General features: G+C 36.7%; 19 protein-coding genes and 1 pseudogene. 4 read left to right on the forward strand and 16 right to left on the reverse strand.

Annotated features, from left to right (window positions below; genetic code table 11):
* Nucleotides 1-22: 22 nt before the first annotated feature.
* The 7 genes from J4P91_RS03880 to J4P91_RS03910 all read right to left on the reverse strand — a co-directional run bounded on the left by J4P91_RS03880 (nt 23) and on the right by J4P91_RS03910 (nt 10,239).
* Entirely contained in the window at nt 23-1,498 is a 1,476-nt protein-coding gene (locus tag J4P91_RS03880) for a UDP-N-acetylmuramoyl-L-alanyl-D-glutamate--2,6-diaminopimelate ligase (protein WP_207993021.1), read from the reverse strand.
* A 287-nt stretch (nt 1,499-1,785) separates the two neighbouring features.
* Nucleotides 1,786-3,702 (reverse strand): stage V sporulation protein D, encoded by a 1,917-nt coding sequence (locus J4P91_RS03885; RefSeq protein WP_207993022.1) that lies wholly within the window; start codon nt 3,700-3,702, stop codon nt 1,786-1,788.
* Between the two features lie 100 nt (nt 3,703-3,802).
* The gene (locus J4P91_RS03890; RefSeq protein ID WP_207993023.1) at nt 3,803-5,950 is read right to left on the reverse strand and encodes a penicillin-binding protein; all 2,148 of its coding nucleotides are present in this window, start codon (nt 5,948-5,950) and stop codon (nt 3,803-3,805) included.
* 21 nt (nt 5,951-5,971) lie between these two features.
* A complete protein-coding gene (gene ftsL, locus J4P91_RS03895) occupies nt 5,972-6,334 on the reverse strand; it encodes a cell division protein FtsL (protein WP_207993024.1) in 363 nt (120 codons plus the stop codon).
* 15 nt (nt 6,335-6,349) lie between these two features.
* Nucleotides 6,350-7,282 carry a 16S rRNA (cytosine(1402)-N(4))-methyltransferase RsmH gene (gene rsmH, locus J4P91_RS03900; RefSeq protein WP_026049170.1) on the reverse strand — a complete coding sequence of 311 codons (933 nt, stop codon included), beginning with the start codon at nt 7,280-7,282 and terminating at the stop codon, nt 6,350-6,352.
* A gap of 373 nt (nt 7,283-7,655) precedes the next feature.
* A complete protein-coding gene (gene bshC / locus J4P91_RS03905; RefSeq protein WP_207993025.1) occupies nt 7,656-9,272 on the reverse strand; it encodes a bacillithiol biosynthesis cysteine-adding enzyme BshC in 1,617 nt (538 codons plus the stop codon).
* A gap of 79 nt (nt 9,273-9,351) precedes the next feature.
* Nucleotides 9,352-10,239, reverse strand: coding sequence for a 2-dehydropantoate 2-reductase (locus J4P91_RS03910; RefSeq protein ID WP_207993049.1), 888 nt, complete (start codon nt 10,237-10,239; stop codon nt 9,352-9,354).
* A 304-nt stretch (nt 10,240-10,543) separates the two neighbouring features.
* Between J4P91_RS03910 and J4P91_RS03915 the strand changes: the two genes are divergently transcribed.
* Nucleotides 10,544-11,017 carry an N-acetyltransferase gene (locus tag J4P91_RS03915; protein ID WP_207993026.1) on the forward strand — a complete coding sequence of 158 codons (474 nt, stop codon included), beginning with the start codon at nt 10,544-10,546 and terminating at the stop codon, nt 11,015-11,017.
* A 28-nt stretch (nt 11,018-11,045) separates the two neighbouring features.
* On the opposite strand, the gene J4P91_RS03920 is transcribed toward J4P91_RS03915, so the two are convergent.
* From J4P91_RS03920 to J4P91_RS03940, 4 genes and pseudogenes are all read right to left on the reverse strand, one after another.
* The gene (locus tag J4P91_RS03920) at nt 11,046-11,567 is read right to left on the reverse strand and encodes an RsfA family transcriptional regulator (protein WP_017151165.1); all 522 of its coding nucleotides are present in this window, start codon (nt 11,565-11,567) and stop codon (nt 11,046-11,048) included.
* An 86-nt stretch (nt 11,568-11,653) separates the two neighbouring features.
* Nucleotides 11,654-12,372, reverse strand: a pseudogene (locus tag J4P91_RS03925) (enoyl-CoA hydratase/isomerase family protein); the annotation flags it as partial.
* A 158-nt stretch (nt 12,373-12,530) separates the two neighbouring features.
* Nucleotides 12,531-12,704: a 50S ribosomal protein L32 gene (rpmF, locus tag J4P91_RS03935; protein WP_001984764.1), complete on the reverse strand. Its 174-nt coding sequence runs from the start codon at nt 12,702-12,704 to the stop codon at nt 12,531-12,533.
* Nucleotides 12,705-12,765: 61 nt separating this feature from the next.
* Nucleotides 12,766-13,266, reverse strand: coding sequence for a YceD family protein (locus J4P91_RS03940; protein ID WP_017151163.1), 501 nt, complete (start codon nt 13,264-13,266; stop codon nt 12,766-12,768).
* A 153-nt stretch (nt 13,267-13,419) separates the two neighbouring features.
* Between J4P91_RS03940 and J4P91_RS03945 the strand changes: the two genes are divergently transcribed.
* Nucleotides 13,420-14,661, forward strand: a complete 1,242-nt coding sequence (locus J4P91_RS03945; protein ID WP_207993050.1) for a nucleotidyltransferase — start codon at nt 13,420-13,422, stop codon at nt 14,659-14,661.
* A 24-nt stretch (nt 14,662-14,685) separates the two neighbouring features.
* Here J4P91_RS03945 and J4P91_RS03950 read toward each other — a convergent pair whose 3' ends face one another.
* Complete coding sequence (locus tag J4P91_RS03950) at nt 14,686-15,711, reverse strand: SepM family pheromone-processing serine protease (protein WP_017151161.1); 1,026 nt, start codon at nt 15,709-15,711, stop codon at nt 14,686-14,688.
* Nucleotides 15,704-16,495, reverse strand: a complete 792-nt coding sequence (locus J4P91_RS03955) for a patatin-like phospholipase family protein (RefSeq protein ID WP_207993029.1) — start codon at nt 16,493-16,495, stop codon at nt 15,704-15,706. Before J4P91_RS03955 ends, J4P91_RS03950 begins: the two co-directional genes overlap by 8 nt.
* A 113-nt stretch (nt 16,496-16,608) precedes the next feature.
* Between J4P91_RS03955 and ylbJ the strand changes: the two genes are divergently transcribed.
* Nucleotides 16,609-17,841 (forward strand): sporulation integral membrane protein YlbJ, encoded by a 1,233-nt coding sequence (gene ylbJ / locus J4P91_RS03960; RefSeq protein WP_207993030.1) that lies wholly within the window; start codon nt 16,609-16,611, stop codon nt 17,839-17,841.
* Here the strand turns inward: ylbJ and coaD are convergent.
* The 3 genes from coaD to J4P91_RS03975 form a co-directional block, all read right to left on the reverse strand.
* Nucleotides 17,833-18,324 carry a pantetheine-phosphate adenylyltransferase gene (gene coaD, locus J4P91_RS03965; protein WP_017151158.1) on the reverse strand — a complete coding sequence of 164 codons (492 nt, stop codon included), beginning with the start codon at nt 18,322-18,324 and terminating at the stop codon, nt 17,833-17,835. The genes ylbJ and coaD overlap by 9 nt on opposite strands.
* A complete protein-coding gene (gene rsmD / locus J4P91_RS03970; RefSeq protein ID WP_017151157.1) occupies nt 18,321-18,887 on the reverse strand; it encodes a 16S rRNA (guanine(966)-N(2))-methyltransferase RsmD in 567 nt (188 codons plus the stop codon). Before rsmD ends, coaD begins: the two co-directional genes overlap by 4 nt.
* A 271-nt stretch (nt 18,888-19,158) precedes the next feature.
* Complete coding sequence (locus J4P91_RS03975; protein ID WP_170958144.1) at nt 19,159-19,305, reverse strand: hypothetical protein; 147 nt, start codon at nt 19,303-19,305, stop codon at nt 19,159-19,161.
* Nucleotides 19,306-19,454: 149 nt separating this feature from the next.
* Here J4P91_RS03975 and J4P91_RS03980 point away from each other — a divergent pair, with 149 nt between their 5' ends.
* Nucleotides 19,455-19,844, forward strand: coding sequence for a DUF7147 family protein (locus J4P91_RS03980; protein WP_207993031.1), 390 nt, complete (start codon nt 19,455-19,457; stop codon nt 19,842-19,844).
* Nucleotides 19,845-19,935: the final 91 nt, after the last annotated feature.

Genomic DNA, 19,935 nt, shown 5'->3' on the forward strand with positions numbered 1-19,935 from the left:
ATGTAGTCCCCCTCTCATGTTGTTACTCTTTGTTGTTTAGACGCTCATTGATTGCCTCTTTAGCAATTTCACGATCGTCAAAATGATGTACTTCTTTGCCAATGATTTGGTACGTTTCATGCCCTTTTCCAGCAATAATAATAATATCTTCTGCTTTCGCTTCTGAAACTGCATGGAAAATCGCTTCTTTTCGATCAACAATTACTTCATAATTATTTCCTTTTGCACCTGTTAACATATCATCTAAAATTGCTTTTGGATCTTCACTCCTTGGATTATCTGAAGTCAAGATTGCATGTGTTGCGTATTCTGTAGCAACTCCAGCCATAATTGGCCTTTTCGTCCGATCACGATCGCCGCCACAACCAACAATACAATACACATTTCCTTTCGCAAATTGTTTTGCTGTAGTTAATACATTTTCTAAGCTATCTGGTGTATGCGCATAATCGACAATGACTGTATAATCCTGACCGCCATCCACAACTTCAAAACGCCCTGGAACTCCAGTTAACTTTTCCACAACATCAATAATTGTTTGTAAAGATACACCCGAAACAAGACCAGCTGCTATCGCTGCTAAAACATTGTATACGTTAAACTTTCCAATTAACTTCATCGTAATATTTATACTCTCATTTGGCGTAACAAGAGTAAATGTTGTTCCACCGCTCGTCATCACAATATCTTTTGCCATAATATCACTATGTGTATCAATTCCATACGTAATAACTGTAGCTGCAGTACTTCTCATATACTCTTCTGCTGCTGGATCATCACTATTTAACACAGCGTACTTTTCATGGTCATGATGGTAGCTATTACCAAGCTGAGCAAACAACAAACCTTTTGCATGTTTATATTCTTCCATCGTGTTATGATAATCTAAATGATCTTGCGTTAAATTTGTAAATACTGCCACATCATAATCACAGCCATGTACACGGCCAAGATCTAATGCATGTGAAGAAACTTCCATTACTGCGCTATTTACATTTTGCTCAACCATACGGTGAAACGTTTGCTGAAGTGTCAGTGCATCTGGCGTTGTATTTTTCACCTCGAATGTTTCATCACCGATTTTCATATTAATTGTTCCAATTAGCCCTGTTTTATGACCATGTGCTCGCATAATTTCATCCATAATATGCGACGTTGTTGTCTTTCCATTTGTACCTGTAATCCCAATCAAGTGTAACTTATGCGTTGGCTGTCCGTAAAAATAATCAGCTAAAACCGCTAAAGAACGATAGGTATTTTTCACAAGTACAACTGGAACGTCAACATCAATCGGTCTTTCCGCAACAATAGCAGCCGCACCTTGCGCGGCTGCTTGCTTAGCAAAATCATGGCTATCAACCGTATATCCTTTCATACATACAAATAAGCTTCCATTTGTCACTTTACGTGAATCTGCTTCAATGGATGTAATTTCTGGATTTTCTTTTGGAACAACTGGAAAATCATGCAAACATGATACAAGTGTGTGCAACTTCATTTCACTAAACCCTCTCTACATTGTTTATTTATCTCTTACTTAATAAGCAGTTCTCCCCGTCCTTCATTCGTTAAAAATCGAGAAAGGAAGCATTTGCTGAGAGCCCGAAAAATCAGACTCGTTTATCAGTGCGGCATATAATAGCTCATCTGATAAATTGTTTACTTTATTTTTTATGTTCAAGAGCAATATAATCTGTTTTCATAGAAATTAAATTTCTATGAAAACAGATATTATATATTAACTCAACTTCCACCAATTGTATCATAAAACACAATCTCTGACCTTTAATTACCGAAGTAAATTCTAATTTTTGAACCTTCCTTTACTTTGGCACCAGCTTCTGGTGATTGTTTAATTACTTTATCACCCTCACCACTTACATCGAGCTGCAAATCTACAAGCTGCGTTTGTATATCTTTCTTCTTCATCCCGATTAAATCCGGAACTTCTATTGTAGGTGTATCTCCCCATTTATATTCCTTTTCAACTTGCTCCTTGCGTGGCTCTACTCCCATAACAGGAAGCACATCACGAAGAATATTCCCTACAATTGGCGCAGCAACAACACCACCAAATTGAGTAACTCCTTTTGGATTATCAACCGCAACATACACAACAACTTGCGGGTCATCTGCTGGAGCAAATCCGATAAAAGATACAATATAGTTATTCTCCAAATATTTCCCATCTTTTACCTTTTGGGCAGTTCCCGTTTTCCCACCAACGCGATATCCATCAATATATGCACCTTTACCAGAACCTTTCGCTACAACATTTTCTAACGCATAACGAACTTTTTCCGATGTTTCCTTGGAAATAACTTTTCTTTTCTCGACCGGTGTTTTCTTTCTTACAACTTGATTATTCGAGGGATCAACAAACTCTTTCGCAATATACGGCTGGTATAACGTCCCACCATTTACAGCTGCTGCTACCGCAGCGACTTGTTGAATCGGTGTAACAGAAACCCCTTGCCCGAAAGAAGTTGTTGCTTGTTCAACAGGACCAACCTTATCCAAGTTAAATAAAATCCCTTTCCCTTCTCCTTGCAAATCAATTCCTGTCTTTTGTCCAAAACCAAAATCATGAATGTATTGGAATAACTTTTCTTTACCAAGACGGTCCCCAAGCTCAATAAAACCTGGGTTACAAGAATTTTGAACAACTTCTAAAAACGTTTGACTACCATGGCCACCAGCTTTCCAACAACGGAGCCTCGCTCCACCAACTTCAGCTGCTCCATCATCATAAAACGTATCTTTCTCTAAGTCTACTAATTTTTCATTTAAAGCAGCCGCCAATGTAATGATTTTAAAAGTCGACCCCGGCTCATATGTACTCCATACAGGCAAGTTTCGATTAAACACTTCTGGTGAAACACTCTGAAAATCTGCTGGATCAAAACTTGGTCGACTAGACATCCCTAAAATCTCACCATTTTTTGGATTCATGGCGATTGCAATCATACCATCAGGGTCGTAAGTTGACTCTGCGATATTGAGTTCTCGTTCCATAATTGTTTGTATACGCGAATTAATTGTTAATTTTAAATCTAAACCAGCCTCTGGTTTTTTAAAATCATCACCGACATTTGGCATCCTTTGCCCTTTCGCATCTGCAAAAAAGCGCACATGGCCTTTATCACCATTTAACTCTTTATCATAATATGCCTCAAGTCCCATAAGTCCCTGATTGTCACTACCAGCAAACCCTAGTACATGCGATAAATATTTGCCGAATGGATAATATCGAATGGAATCTTCAGCAATATAAACACCTTTTAAACTTAAAGCACGTACTTCCTTCGCTTTATCATGAGAAATTTTTCTTCCGCCTTTATCCAATCTTACAATAGACTCTTTTTTTGTAATCCGTTTATAGATTTCCTCTTTTTGCACACCTAAAACTGCAGCTAACTTCTCTGCAGTCTCTGCTGGTTTTTCAATTTGCCTTGGTACAACAAAGACAGTTGGTGCACTTTTATTTGTTGCAAGCTCCACACCATTTCGATCTAAAATTTTTCCTCGCTCAGGTTCAAAAGTAATATTACGACTCCACGAATCCTTCGCACGATCTGTTAACATATTCCCAAGAAAAAACTGTACATATCCAAGACGAATATCAATAATTGTAAAAATGAGTATACCTGATATAAGTATAAAGATGAGTCGTTTTCTAACTGTTACATTCGATACACGCATATTGGAACAAGCCTCCTTCACGCCTAGCTTGTTCCAATATATGCTTGTACCTGTTCAGATAGAACCTCTTGCACTTCTTACATTATATGCCCCTAGAACATTATGGCGTTTCTGCCTCTTGCTGTGGTTCAAGTGGCGGTACAAGTGTTACAGCTAATTCCGTACCTGCTTGTAACGGCGTTCCTTCCGCCACACTTTGTTCTGTCACATACCCTGTACCAGATGGTTTCAAATTCAGATTTAACGTTTTCGCTAAATTCATTACATCACGAAGTGCCCACCCTTGTACATTTGGCATTAATGGCTTATCCCCCACTAAGAAGACTCGATCGCCCTTCAATGTTTTTTCAGTCGCTTTTGGTACCTGTTGTTTTACTTTTCCTTCACCTAGTATAATCGGATGGAATTTGGCTTTTTCTAATGTTGCTTTCGCCTCTTCCATTGTTTTTTCAGTTACATCTGGAACAGTAGCCTGCTGCTCTTTCACATATTTCTTCGAATCTTTTACTTCATTCGGTTTAATTTTCAAATACTCTAAGCTATTTTTCGTTACAGATTTAAACATTTCTGCAAGAGGTTGCGCTCCGTATTCATTATCTTTTAATTTCGGTTGCTTAATTGCAAAGTAAACAATTAACTGTGGATCGTCCATTGGCGCCATACCAAGGAATGAGAAAATATAATTTTCTCTTCCTGTCATATATCCACCTTTTCCATCCGGAATTTGCGCTGTTCCCGTTTTACCACCGACAGAGTATCCATCTATTTTATACGCATTCCCTGTTCCTTTCGGTGATGTAACAACTTGTTCTAATAATTGTCTTACTTGTGCCGCAGTTTCTTTTGAAACCGGCTTTCCTACCTCTTCTGGTTTATGCTGTAATTCCACTTTATTCGTTATTGGATCTACAATCCTATCGATTGTATAAGGTTTCATCATTTTTCCATCATTCGCAATTGCAGTTGCGGCTTGTACAAGCTGCATTGGCGTTACCGTTGACCCTTGTCCGAAGGCAGTTGTTACCTGCTGAATCTGCTTATCAAATACAATTGTATTCTCGCCTTCACCAGGTAAATCAATGCCAGTTTTTTCATCCAATCCAAATTTGTGAATATATTGACGGAAACGATCTGGACCCAGTTTCTGATCTCCTAAAATGGCAAATGCAACGTTAGAAGAACGCTCAACCCCTTCATCGAATGTAATAGATCCCCAACCTGCACCACCATTGTGGTCTTTTATTTTACGATTTCCAACTGGATACGTACCTGACTGGTAATATTCTTGACCATTATATACACCTTCATTAATCGCCGCAGCTAATGTAAAGATTTTCATCGTAGACCCCGGCTCATATGCATTTGCGATTGGATCATTTAAAAAGTATTGAATATCACGCTTGTTCGGATCATAGCTAGGTCGACTAGACATCCCAAGTATTTTTCCTGTTTTCGGATCTGCAACCAATCCAATTAGCATAGAAGGTTCATAGTGCTGATCAGCCGCTTTCATCGCATCTTCTAAAAATCCCTGAATACGTTGATCAATTGTTAAATACACATTTTTTCCATTTTCAGGTGGCTTTACACTTTGCTTTCCACCATCAAGAGAAACCCCCCTACGATCTCCCGTATACGCCACACTTCCATTCGAAGCACGTAAATACTTATCTAAACTCTTTTCTAATCCAAATTTCCCCTCTGCAATTCCTTTATCATCAGGCTTTGCAAAACCTAACACATAAGATGCGAAATCGCCATTTGGATAAACCCTAGCTTTCTCTGTAACAAATGAAATCCCTGGTATCTTAAGAGTTTCTATTTGTTCTTTCGTCTCTTTCGTCAAGTTCTTTCCTAACGCTCCGAACTCTACCTGACTCTTATCCTTGTTTAAAGCAGCTAAAATTTCATCTTCGCCTTTCCCAAGTACGCCTGCAATTTTTTTTGCGGTATCCTCTTTATCTTTTACAGGATCCTCACCTTTTAATTCTGCAACAAGCTTGTATGAATTCGCATCTTGTGCTAACACATGCCCATTTTGATCATAAATTGTTCCGCGATTCGCTTCAAGTACGCCATTTTTATTGTGCTTGTCTTGTGCAAGTTTCTTTAAATCTTGCCCATGTACCGTTCCTGTTGCTTGAATATAAAAGAATCGGGCTAACAACAGCAAAAAGAGCAGGAGGAAAAATATCATAAAGTAACCTGCTCCTTTATTGGTATGAATTTTGTTCATATTCATCTTCATATTTTCTTCACACCTACTATATTAATGTAAACCTTTCACATTATTCGCATTAATTTCTAGCCCGTGTTTTTTTGCGATTTCTGCGACACGCTCATAGCGCTTTAATTTTTCCACTTCAGCTTGTAATTCTTGATTTGTTTTTTGTTGTTTCACAATTGTATTTTCTATTTTTGCTGCTTCCGCATCAACTTGGTACAGTCCCGCCTTATTTCCAATAAAAGCAACGCAAGCATATAATAAAAAGCCAATAAAAGCCACATACAACAATTTTTCAATCCTTGTGATCTTTGTTTTCGCCTTTGGTTGTACTTTTTGCTGCGGAGCTTGAGATTGTACTTGTTCTTGTACTTGTTGTTGTTTATACTTTACAGCTAAATTTGTCATACCTCTCTCTCCCTTTTATCGTTTTTCAGCGATCCGTAACTTTGCAGAACGCGCTCGATTATTTTCTTCTAACTCTTCATCAGAAGGTAAAAGCGGTTTTCTTGTAATGAGTTTTAGTTTTGGCTTAAACTCATCCGGAATAATTGGTAATCCTGGAGGTAGCTGTGGTGTTGTACTATTTCGTTTAAATGTTGTTTTACAAATACGATCTTCTAACGAATGGAACGTAATTACACTAATTCTTCCACCAGGCTTGACCATTTCAATCGCAGATTCTAGTGCTTCCTCAAACACTTTCAATTCATCATTTACAGCAATCCGAATTGCTTGGAATACTCGTTTTGCAGGATGTCCTCCCGTTCTACGAGCTGGAGCAGGAATTCCTTCTTTAATTAACTCCACTAACTCTCCTGTTGTTTCAATCGCCTTATTTTCACGATATGCTTCAATTTTCCTTGCAATTTGCTTTGAGAATTTCTCTTCACCATATTGGAAAAAGATTCTTACGAGTTGTTCATATGACCAGTTGTTCACAACATCATATGCCGTTAATGAGGCATCTTGATCCATCCTCATATCTAAGGGTGCATCATGATGATAACTAAAACCACGTTCTGGTGTATCTAATTGTGGGGATGAAACACCTAAATCGAATAAAATGCCATCTACTTCTTTTATTCCTAGTTCGTGTAGTTTTTCTGATAAATAGCGGAAATTACTCTTCACTGTTACAAATTGATCACCATAAGAAGAAAATTTTTCTTTTGCATTTTGAATCGCAATCTCATCTTGATCAAATGCAATTAATTTTCCTCCTTCCGTTAGTTGGGATAATAAATAAGAACTATGTCCTCCACCACCTAGCGTACAATCCACATATGTACCACCCGGTTTTATATCCAAACCATCTACTGTTTCTTTTAAAAGAACTGTTACGTGTTTAAACATTGTTGCACCTACTTTTTGCAAAATAATTACGTTGAATGTCTCTCTTTTTCCTTCTAATAAACCACACAATGTGTTGGGAAATTAATACTCCGAAAACATGTCACATCCAACTTAGCGTCAGTGGAAATCTAATATCCACAAATCGCAGTTTCTCTTTATTATATACTAAATTTTATCATTTTTTGCGGGAAATTAAATAAAAACATGTCGAAAAGCACGATAATACGTTTACATTTTGTTCTATTTTGTCATATACATTCGTTTTGTTATCCATATCATACTCCGAGTTATAACGTTAGATAATTCAGAAAAAAAGAACTTTACAGTTAGTTCCACAAATCAAAAATAAAATCCTGCTCCTAAGAGCAAGATTTTATAGTTTTATAATATGATGTTTCCCGTCCCAAGAGTAGGATTGTTTCATTACTCTTTCAACAAAATCTAATCCAAACTGATTTAAATAATAGCATATATTCCATACACGTTCTTGCGGTGCACCTAACGGACGGATCCCGCATTGTAAACGGCGAAATTTATTCAGCTCTACTTCATGTTTTTTCTCAACACTTCGCTTTAACATTCTTTCTAGCAGCTCAATTTGCTCTTTAATTTTCCGCTCATTTTTCTCAGCAAATTGCTGTAATCCTGGATCTATTTTTTTTACAAACTGCTGTAAAGAAGTATGAATATCCATCATTTTCTCTGTCGCTTCAATAAACTGATTATCAATCGGTTCTTCTATTTGGTTAGAAAGCCAATTTTCACGTAGCACACCTATATCATTTACAAATGGATCACTCTCTTGTAATCGCAAATCATGCAAGTCTGTTAAAATATCGCGTTCCATATAACTAATTGTGAGTCTTGGGACAACAGGAGGCACGCGAAAACCAAACACATGAAATACTTGCTGTAATTCACTCCAGTAAGCAATTTCACCCGGTCCTCCAATAAACGCTAATGTCGGAAATATATATTCTTGCATAAGTGGTCTTGTTACAACATTATTGCTAAATCGTTCCGGATTTTTTTCCATTTCCGCTATCAATTCTTCATACGAAAATGAATAAGCACCATCTTTTCCAACAAATTTCCCATTCTCTTCTTCTAACAACACACGTTCTTCTTCAATTTGCATAAATATGTGCACTGCATTTGATTTCGTTTCAATAATTGGTTTATATCCTTTTTCCCTTATCAATTGCTGTTGTTTTTGAAGGCTCCCCTGCACTTCTTTATATCGACTTAGTATTTGTTTGAAAAAGGAGACCTCCAATTTTCTTAACGATGGATGATGCGAATCAACGAGAATCAAGCCTGAATCTACAAATAATTTCATAATAAGATGCGCAAAGAAATCTACATATGTACGCGAATTCTGCAAAGCATCTTCAACAAACTGTAACACATCCTTTGTGAAATTCGTTTCTGGATATGTTTTAAAAATTTCTTCAATCCACTTTCTACAGTCTTCTATCGAAAGATCAGATTCAGACGCACTCGCCTTTTTCGGATGACGATCATGAAAAATCGTCTTTTTTATTTTTTTATTTTTCATTACAAACACATGATTAATTTCATCAATATCGTGGTCTTCACCAGCAATCCAAAAAACAGGAACGACGCGGACTCCTAAACTGGCTTCTTTTTCTTTTGCAAGCTGTAAAATCGAAATGATTTTATGCACAGTATAAAGAGGTCCTGTTAATAGTCCTGCTTGTTGTCCCCCAACAACAACATATGTATTTTCATCCGCTAGCGCCTTTATATTCCGAAGAGTATGCTCTCCAGCATGTAAATTAGTATTATATTCTAATAAATGTGCCACTACATCTTGACGGAAAAACTTCTTATCACGCAAATCATGCAGACGTTGTCCGAATCCATCTTCTGTCAACGGATAATCGAAGTATGCCTGCACTTCTTTTCTACCATTCATATAGTCCGCCACAACACCTTGTAGTGGAACAGAGATTTCTTTTATCTCCATATAATTCTTCCTTTCCTATCCTGTTCTCTCACCAATCCAAATTGTAGTCAATGTTTGATGTAAAAGCAAAGAATATATCTTATACTTCTAATCCCTTTATTGAATTGTATACAAATTGCAGTGTGGGAACTTGCTTTTGCTGTTTCCTCGCTTCTTCTATCACATAACCAATAATAGCATCAATTTCCGTTTCCCGACTCTCTCTTACATCAGCTAACATAGAGGATGTATTACCGGCTGTGGTTTCACATACACGACAAACCAATTGCCACAGTTCTTCTTTTTCGCCCTCCCCTACAAGAAACACAACCTCTTGAAATATTTGCTCCATGACTTTATAAAAATAAGGATTCGATAACAATGCTCCATTTTGTATACCCAATAAAGCTGTTAGCGGATTAATGCAGGCATTTATTACAAGTTTATAACACATCGTCCGTTTCCAATCTTCTTCTACTTGCACCGGAAAATATTTTTGGGAAAAACACTCTAATAGTGACTCAAATTGAGACAAATCACCATTTATCACTCCAAATTTTGTAACCCCTACTCCTGTATGATTCACTGTATATTCATTTTCTTTTTTTGCCCCATGCTCTACAATTCCCACCGCTACATTTTCACATTTTATTTCTTGCAAGATATGCAGATGAGACATCCCATTTTGCAAAAAGATAATCCGTCTTTGTTCTTTTATGAACGGAAGTATATTCACTAAATGATATTGTTTTACAGCAATGAACATATAATCCATTTGTTCGTCTACAATATTCTCTAATGGCATAACATTTATAAATACCGTTTCCATTTCTCCCTTACGAATACACCTTATCCCCTCCTGCATTAACTTTTCAGCTTGTTCCACCGTTCTTGTAAATAATGTAACATCCTGTTTGTTCTTTTTTAAATAAAATGCAAAAAGCAGACCAATCGCTCCTGGACCAACAATCCCAATTTTCATCTCTATCCTTCAGAAGCTCCTAACGAATACCAAAAAGAAATATATCCTGTCATCCTTTAGAAGCCTTCTGATTTCCTCCTCTCTATACTTGTTCTAACATTGATTATATCTTATTTATATTTCAACAACCGAAAGTACATTTCATAAATATGTATAAATCCCCTTCCTATGACTAGTGTAGCAAACACTTTAAAAAAATACTGAAAGAAATATTCTATTTTCTTCATAAAAATGAAAAAATGAGTTATAATATTATTGAAAATATTTATACTTTTCTTTATTTTACAAAACGAGAAAAGGATGTGATGTAATGACATTCCCAAAAGTTGAGCGCTTGCTCATCAATTATAAAACGTTAGACGAATTTAAAAAATTTAAGGGCTGTGGTGCTCAAGAACTTTCCATGTTTGAAGAATTACAAGCAAATATTATTGAAAACGGTAGCGAATCTCCCTTTTACGGCATTTATTACGGTGGATCCCTTATCGCACGTATGAGCTTGTACATGAGAAGACATAGTGAATCCAATCCTGAGATTACTGGATCTTACGTAGAACTTTCAAAACTTGAAGTGTTACCAAATTTTCAAAAACAAGGTTTTGGTCAAATGCTTGTTAACTACGCAAAACAACTACAATTCCCAATCAAAACAACAGCCCGCATTCAATCTGCTGCATTTTGGGATAAACAAAATTTCGGGCAAGTATCAACGGCTGATGGCGAATTTTATATTTGGCATCCAGAAACTAATTTGAATGCGGTTACAAACGAAGAATCCGCATAAAATAAAAACAGCTGTTATTCAGCTGTTTTTATTTTTTCAACTTTTCTAATGTTTCATGCTCATGAATTGCATCTCTTTCTCTTGTTTCTAACACCATCACACTTCTTTTTCGATCAATATAATCAAGCAAAGTACGATACTCTTCTTCATATACAGATAAACGCTGAAGAAGCCGTTCCTTTTCCTTTTGTAACAATTCAATTTTTTGGTGTAATTCTTTTACTTCTTTTTCATCTTTATATTTTTGTAAAAAGGTAATAACATCATCTAATGTAATCGATACAGGGGGAAACTCCACTACTTTTGGTTGCCTTACTTCATAATTTTCTACCTTACGAATTTGTTTCGCCTCTTCAATACGTTCCTTATATTGCTTTCTAACGTAAGAATTCCATCTAAATCCGCATGCTGCGGGTGTACGAGATAAATGTCTGCCTACCTCTTTAAATGCGGAAAGTTGCGTTCCACCTTCACGAATATGCCGGAGTACCACTTCTGCCAGAAGTAAATCTTCATCATCAGTCCATGCATCTTGTCTTGTTGTCGCCATCCCTCTAGTCCTCCTTATGCATTTTTTATTAAACATATGCAGTTACTAGAAAAGATAGAATACTAACATGTAAAGAATATATTTTTCTATTTTTTTAAAAATGCTGCAATAGCCTGACTGTGCTCTTCAGACTCCCATAAACGTGCACATTCCGTTATTTCTTCTTTCATTCGCTCTCGTAAATTACTTTCTTCCCACTTTCGAATCGCAACAGCTTTATATGCTTTTTGAACTTTGATGTTTGGAACAATCATATTATCTAGCCATTTATGACATGATTTCATGACATCGCCGAGAAATATCTCATTTACAAATCCATATTCACTTGCTTTCTCGGCAGAAAAACGATGCGCCGAACAAAGCATTATCATCGCTTGATAATAGCAAACCTTCTCATGCAACATCGCAGCCCCTCCCCACCCCGTTATAATTCCTAAATTTCCTTGTATGAAGCCAATGACCGCATCTTTAGAGGCAAAACGATAATCACATGCTGCGGCAAGTTCACATCCGCCTCCAACAGCCGCACCATTTATAAGCGCTACTGTCGGTACAGGAAGCGTCATAATATCATACAAAACTCTCCCCATTCGTTCAAGCATCTCATAAGCAGCTCTTTCCGTTTTCAATCCATGAAACTCCTCTAAGTCCCCCCTGCGCAAAACGACTTGCCATTCCCTGTAATAACTACACATTTAATCCAATCCGCTCGCCTAATCTCTTTTATCAACTTTTCTAATGTATTCATCATTTCATTATCAATTGCATTGTGATTCTTTGGGCGATTTAGTGTAATCCACATTACATCTTCTTTCTGCTCTACCAAAAGTTTCATTATTTTTTCTCCCCTTTCACTTCACAGTTATTGTTCAAGGAGCATAATGAAAAACCTCTTCTTTCTTCTAATAGAAAAAAAACAAAAAAAATAAACGCAGAAGATATCTTCTGCGTTTATTTTTGCAATTACTTGCTGATTACTTCTTTACCTTTGTAAGTACCGCATGCTTTACATACACGGTGAGCTAATTTCGCTTCACCACAGCTTGGGCACTCTACCATACCAGGTACTGATAATTTGAAATGCGTACGACGCTTTCTTTTTACTGTTTTAGAAGTTCTTCTAAAAGGTACAGCCATTCTTCCCACCTCCTTAAAAGAAATAGTTATTTTCATATGAAGGCCTGAACCAGTCTTCCGATTATTTGTCAAAAAACTTCGCAAGTCCTGCTAACCTTGGATCAACAGGCTTTTCTTTGCTTTCTTCCGAAATCACTTGCCAGTCTTGACCTTGCGTCGGTGCTCCACCGGAAACATCATCACTGAAAATTTGCATTGGAATCTCCAAAAGTATATTTTCCTTGATTATTGGGAGTAAGTCAAGTACTTCTCCCTCTAAGTAATGGATTTCCGCTTCCGTTTCGTACTCTTCTGCTGAAGTTTGGAACACCTCAGTTGTTTTAATGTCAAATGGTAATGTTACATCTACTAAAGAGCGAGAACATGGTAAAACCATGCTTCCAGTTATATGTAGATGAAACGTAAACTTACTGGAGCCAAAATCAACTCTACCTGTTACATGAACAGGATTAATTTCGCGAATTTCTTTCTCGACTTCTTTTAGCTCACTTACATCTACCATCTCATCCAATGTCAATCCTTTATGTCTCAATTTATTTAATTGATGGATGGACCATTTCATATCATATCACCTCAAGGCAACAAACAAAATTATAGCTAGCCATTTTATATTTGTCAATGTTTTTTCTTTACACTATAATGAAGTCATTATAGGAAATAATATATAGATTATCATGTTTTTAGAAAAGATGCTACATCGAAAGGAGAGATTATCATAAAGGCAAGCGGTATTATTGTTGAATATAACCCCTTTCATAACGGTCATGCTTATCATGTGCAACAAACAAAAAAGTTAACACAGTCTGACATTACAATCGCTGTTATGAGCGGACCGTTTTTACAACGTGGCGAACCAGCTCTCGTATCAAAGTGGTATCGAACCAAGATGGCTCTAGCTGGTGGTATAGATCTTGTTGTTGAACTCCCTTATGCATTCGCAACACAAAAAGCCGAAACATTTGCTAGTGGAGCCATTTCTATTTTAGATGCCCTTGGCGTTTCTGAAATTTGCTTTGGCAGTGAGGATGGAGAAGTTCAAAATTTCTATAACACCATTTCTTTACGCCAAAAAGAAAAAGATACTTTCAATCAACTTGTGCAGCAATTTATGAATGCTGGAAACAGCTATGCCAAAGCAACTTCTCAAGCCTTCTCACATATTTTTTCGGACGTCAATATTGTTGATATGTCCCAGCCAAATAATATATTAGGCTTACATTACATTGAGGCGATTCTTTCCCAGAAAAGTTCAATTCATGCACATACCATTGAAAGGTTCGCATCTCATTATCATGATGAAACTTTTCAAGATAACCATATCGCAAGTGCGACCAGCATTCGCAAACAATTATTTAGTGAAAATGATTCATTCTCAAACATATATCCATTTGTACCAAATTGTACCGCATCCTTTTTAGAAAGCTATAAACAAACGTATCATACCTTGCATTGTTGGGAGGAGTATTTCCCATTTTTCAAATATAAACTTCTGACAATGTCTTCCCAGGAGTTACAACATATATATGAGATAGAGGAAGGATTGGAGCATCGTATTTTATCAAAAATACATAATGCCTCTTCATTTCTTACTTTCATGGAAGCATTAAAAACAAAACGTTATACATGGACTAGATTACAACGAGCATGTACACATATTTTAACGAATACAACAAAAGAAGAAATGGAAAAGGCACATATAGAGCAACATTCACCATATATACGTTTACTTGGTATGTCACAAAAAGGACAAACTTATATTTCAAAACATAAAAAAAATCTCGGACTCCCACTTCTCGCTCATACGAAGACATTCAGGCATCCTGTTCTAGATATAGAGCGAAAAGCAAACGCTATTTATTTTTCAGTGCTACAAGAACCTTTACGTACAAAATGTATACAGAAGGATATAACGCAACATCCTATTCGGTATGATGAAACAACGAATAACTTTTTGTAAAAAAACCTCTCTAGGGCGAGAGGTTTACTTTTTTTCTGGCATTTTTTCTAAATATGCTAACGCATCATCTAATGTATCTACTGGTACAATTTTCATCTTCGTCTTAATATCTTTCGCTGCTTCAAGTGCGTCTTTATAATTCGATTCGGGTGCTCCTTTTTCATTTGGAGCAAAGAATATTTCTGCTCCCGCATCACTAGCTGCTACAACCTTCTGTTGAATACCACCAATTGGACCGATTTCTCCCTTTTCATTAATGGTTCCTGTCCCAGCAATTTCATGACCTTTTGTCATATCTTTTTCAATTAATTGATTATAAATTTCTAATGTAAACATTAATCCTGCCGAGGGGCCACCAATTTCATGTGAGTCGATTTTCACTTTTGGATCTACTACTAATTCCTTATAAGGAGCAATCGAAACCCCAATCCCTACACGTCCCTTACCATCAGGAATTTGTTTTAGTGTCAACTTTTCCGCCAAACGCTTTTCCCCTCGAACATATTCAATGTTTACTACTTCACCTTCTTTTTTCCCTGCCATGTGCGCAATAAATTGGTCTATCGCTTCAAACGGCTGACCGTCAACAGCGACAATTACATCCCCAAGTTTTAATTTTCCTTCAGCGGACATATTTTTAGCAATCCCAGCAACTAATACTCCTTTCTCTTGAAAGGAAACTGAACGATTTGCACGCTTATATGCATTATAAATCGCTGCATTTTGAGAATCTTTCATTGCATACGCTTGGCGGAATTGATATTCCTCATCACTCTCGCCTTTTTGTAAAATCTCCTCTGCTTTAGAAATGTGATTATATTTATTAAATTGGGCAGCTATTAGATTTACAACATTTGCAGGCCCCATTGACACTGTCACGAGCATAAAATCACCTGATTCTTTCTTTCCACCATCAACTTGTACATATGGCTCTAATTTTGCTGCCATTCCTGGTTTTGTTACATAATACGGAAGGCGTACATAGACAAGTAACATTGCCAATATAACTCCAATTAAAATTGCATATATAAACCGAAAACGCTTAAACATTATTTTTCTCCTTCCACTGCTCAATTAACAAGTAAATTTTCTGAATATGTTTTTCAGCCTCTTCTTCTCCAACCCGAATAATGTCTTCAATATTGGTAAAAGCACGAGAACTAAACTGTTCTACTGCCGGACGCATCATTAAATCTGAGGCAATTTGCCGATTAACAACAAGTTCATGCTGCATAATTTCAATACTCTGCATGATAACATCATAAATGGATGTAACTTCCCCGTTCACCTTAATAGGAGATACATCTACAGCAATCACAATATCAGCACCTAGCTCTTTTACGACAGATACGGGAATACGATCAATGACCCCACCGTCCACCAATAAGCGACCGTCTATTTTCTCTGGTACAAATACACCTGGAACAGAAATACTCGCTCTAACCGCATCAGCAATAGGACCGCTTGTAAATACAACTTTTTCCCCCTTTAAAATGTCAGTGGCCACAACTGCCGTTGGGATATCTAACTCTTCTAATTTTTTATTATATGTAAACATTTTAATCATATCTTTTACACGTTTTCCAGAAATAAATCCCATTTTTGGTACAGTAAAATCCAAATAGTATTTTCGTTTAAATAATGCAGCCATTCGGTAGAGCCTTTCCACGTTGCAACTCGTTGCATAAAAGGTACCAATTAATGCTCCCATACTACTTCCAGCAATCATATGAATGGGGATATTCGCTTCTCGTAATACTTTAATCACACCAACATGCGCGAAGCCTTTCGCACCTCCAGATCCAAGAGCTAAACCTATTTTCGGTTCATTCATTTCTCTCACCCTTAAAATTTTTTCATCCTCTTTTTCATACTTATGGTCTAAACCCACCATGTATCCACGTATACTGAAATGAACGTTTTTGGGACAAAGGGGGCTACGTTAAAATGTATGAAAAATGGAAAACAGCTTTTCTCACCATAACGATGATATTTCTAACATTTTCTCTCGTACTTCACCCCCAAGCCGCTTTGCAATCTTCTATTCGCGGATTAAATATATGGTGGGAAGTTGTCTTTCCTTCGCTACTACCTTTTTTTATCGTTGCGGAGCTGTTAATTAGTATAGGTGTTGTAAAGTTTATCGGTGTTATATTAGAGCCGCTTATGCGTCCGCTCTTTCGTGTGCCTGGTATTGGTGGCTTTGTTTGGGCAATGGGAATGGCTTCTGGCTTTCCCTCAGGCGCCAAATTAAGCGCGAGACTTCGGCAAAGTAATCAGCTAACACAAATTGAAGCAGAACGACTCGTATCATTTACAAACTCTTCAAATCCATTATTTATTTTTGGAGCTGTTTCTATTGGCTTTTTTAACAATCCAAAATTAGGTTTCATATTAGCCGCTGCACATTATGTTAGTAACTTTACCGTCGGATTACTTATGCGTTTTTATGGCAACAACAATACCTACATAAAAGAAAAACATTCCATTCAAAAACGTCCCTTACAACACGCTTTTGCTATTCTTCACGAAACACGTTTACAAGAGAACAGACCGATTGGAAAACTACTTGGTGATGCGATTATCTCCTCTATTCAAACTTTACTCATGATTGGTGGATTTATTATTTTATTCTCCGTTTTAAATAAAATGATTACTGTTTTCCAAATCACGGAAGCGCTTGCTTTTATTATGCAACATATTTTAACATTCTTCCAACTATCACCACACTTTAGCATCCCTATCTTATCAGGGATTTTTGAAATGACACTAGGTAGCCAAATGATTAGCCAAACCAATCAGACCACAATTCTTGAACAAGCCATGGTAACGAGCTTTATTCTCGCATTTAGCGGCCTTTCTATCCAAGCTCAGGTAGCAAGTATTTTAGCCGAAACTGATATTCGCTTTAAACCATATTTCTTTGCAAGAATTATCCAAAGTATTCTCGCCCCAATTTACACTTTTATATTTTGGGTGCCACTTTATGAAAATTTACATTCTTTTTCACCGAACCAACAAGATATTCCCGTATTTTTATTAAACCACTCTTCTATTCTTGCGAAGGCTTGGGAACTATTACTTTACTACGGTCCAGCCTTTACACTATTTTGTTTATATCTATATGTTATTTTATTATTCTTACGCATAATAAACAAAGAAAAACCCCGTTCATCTTAACGGGGTTTGAAACTTTTCTTTTAAAGCACGCTCTACAATAGGAGGAACAAGACCTGCTACATTTCCACCATAACGAGCCACTTCCTTCACAATGCTTGAACTTAAAAATGAATATTGATTATTTGTCATAATAAAAAAGGTTTCTATGTTTTCATCTAACTTACGATTCATCGATGTAATTTGCATCTCATATTCAAAATCAGAAACTGCACGTAAACCACGCAAAATTGCGTTTGCATTACGCATTTTTGCATATTCAACTAACAGTCCGCTGTGCGAATCAACTTTAACGTTTGGAATATCTTTTGTTGCTTCTCGAATTAGCTCTAGGCGCTCTTCTACTGAAAAGAACGGTTTCTTAGAAGAATTATTCAAAACGACAACATACACCTCGTCAAACACCTTTGCGCCCCTTTTAATAATATCCAAATGTCCAAGAGTTATCGGATCAAAACTCCCTGAAGAAATTGCTATGCTTGTCATTCGGTCCCCTCACCTTCATACTTATAAATCGAAATCGCCGTAATACCATAATTTTCTGCTCTTACCTTTACAAGTCCCCCTATTGTCTCAGGTAAGACTACATCATCCCCATGTTCTGCCATAATCAATCCATCTTCGTTCAATAATCCATGTTGGTCCATAACACTAATTAATGAAATGATTTTTTGATCTTTGTATGGTGGATCTAGCAGTATGAGGTCAAATGATAGTTCACGTTTAATCAACGCCTTTACAGCCCGCTCTGCATCATTTCTATACACTTCAGCTTGATCATGTACTCTGCAACTTTCTAAATTTTGATGAATAACCTTCACCGCTTTATTATCTCGATCAACAAAAATAGCTTTGTCAATTCCTCTGCTAAGTGCTTCAATCCCAAGTCCTCCGCTACCTCCAAACAAATCGAGGGCAACCCCTCCTTCGAAATAAGGACCAATCATATTAAAAATGGCTTCTTTTACTTTATCCGTTGTCGGTCGCGTTGTATTACCTGGCACAGCCTTAAGCGGATGCCCTTTACATTTTCCAGAAACTACTCTCATTCGCTGTCACTACCTTTATTTCAATCTATCGAGCGATTATTACAAACGCATATCCGCTCCCGTAATCGCTATCAAATCCCATTGTTTTCTGGGTATTTTTCCATTAAAGGATAACCGAATCCACTACTTATTAAAAGAAAAAACAATTTATTTCTTTTAAAGGCCATCATTGTATGATAACTTTCCAGTGTCCCATATGTATATTCATCTCGCTACTTACAAGTAAGATCGCCTCTACTAACACAAGGTTCACTTTATCTTTTTTATCCTATCATAAAATAAAAGAAAGAAAAATAAAAAGCCTACGATAAATTTTAAATTCATTATGTATATCTTCATTTAGATTGGACATAAATAAATATAACAACATCACCTTCGATGTTGTTGCCAACCGCGGAGAAGACTTACGTTTCCCCATAAGTTCTTCCTCCGGTTTCTCCTCTCCCTTTGCCTTCTTACTAGTACATACTAGTATAAGAAGGGCCCTGCTTTGCAGGGTTTTTTTCTTTGGTCTGCTTTTCATTTTAAAAATGAAATGATACAGTAAAAGAAAGAGGAGGAAATAATATGATTCAACGTTTTATTGAACTAGGAGAAGGCTACTCCGATTTATATGAATTACTTGAGATTGCACACACAAATAAAGATCGTGTGTCACATATGTTACAATTTGAAACCTTAAAAAATGATAAAAAAGTATGCTCACTTGTTGTTGTTCTTAAACCAACAAAGGTTGGTGACTTCCAACCGCTATACATATGCCGCGAAGGGATTCCTATACTTGAAGATACAAAAAGTAAACGAATCATTTTATTTGAAGAAACGGCTGAACAAATCGGGAAAAACGTTACTTCTTTTACAGTAAAACCTTCTACAATTTTCCCGGAAAAAGAATTATATTTTAATCACCTTATCGGCATTTTACGAATGAATCATTTCATTCCTCCAATGCAGTAGCAATTTTCATCTCGCTATTTATAGGCAGTCCCCCCACTGATGGAAGTTTCACTTTATACTCATTGTATTTTATTAACATAAAAAACCCCCA

Origin of the sequence: Bacillus sp. XF8 (assembly GCF_017498755.1) — a bacterium.
Lineage (GTDB): Bacteria > Bacillota > Bacilli > Bacillales > Bacillaceae_G > Bacillus_A > Bacillus_A bingmayongensis.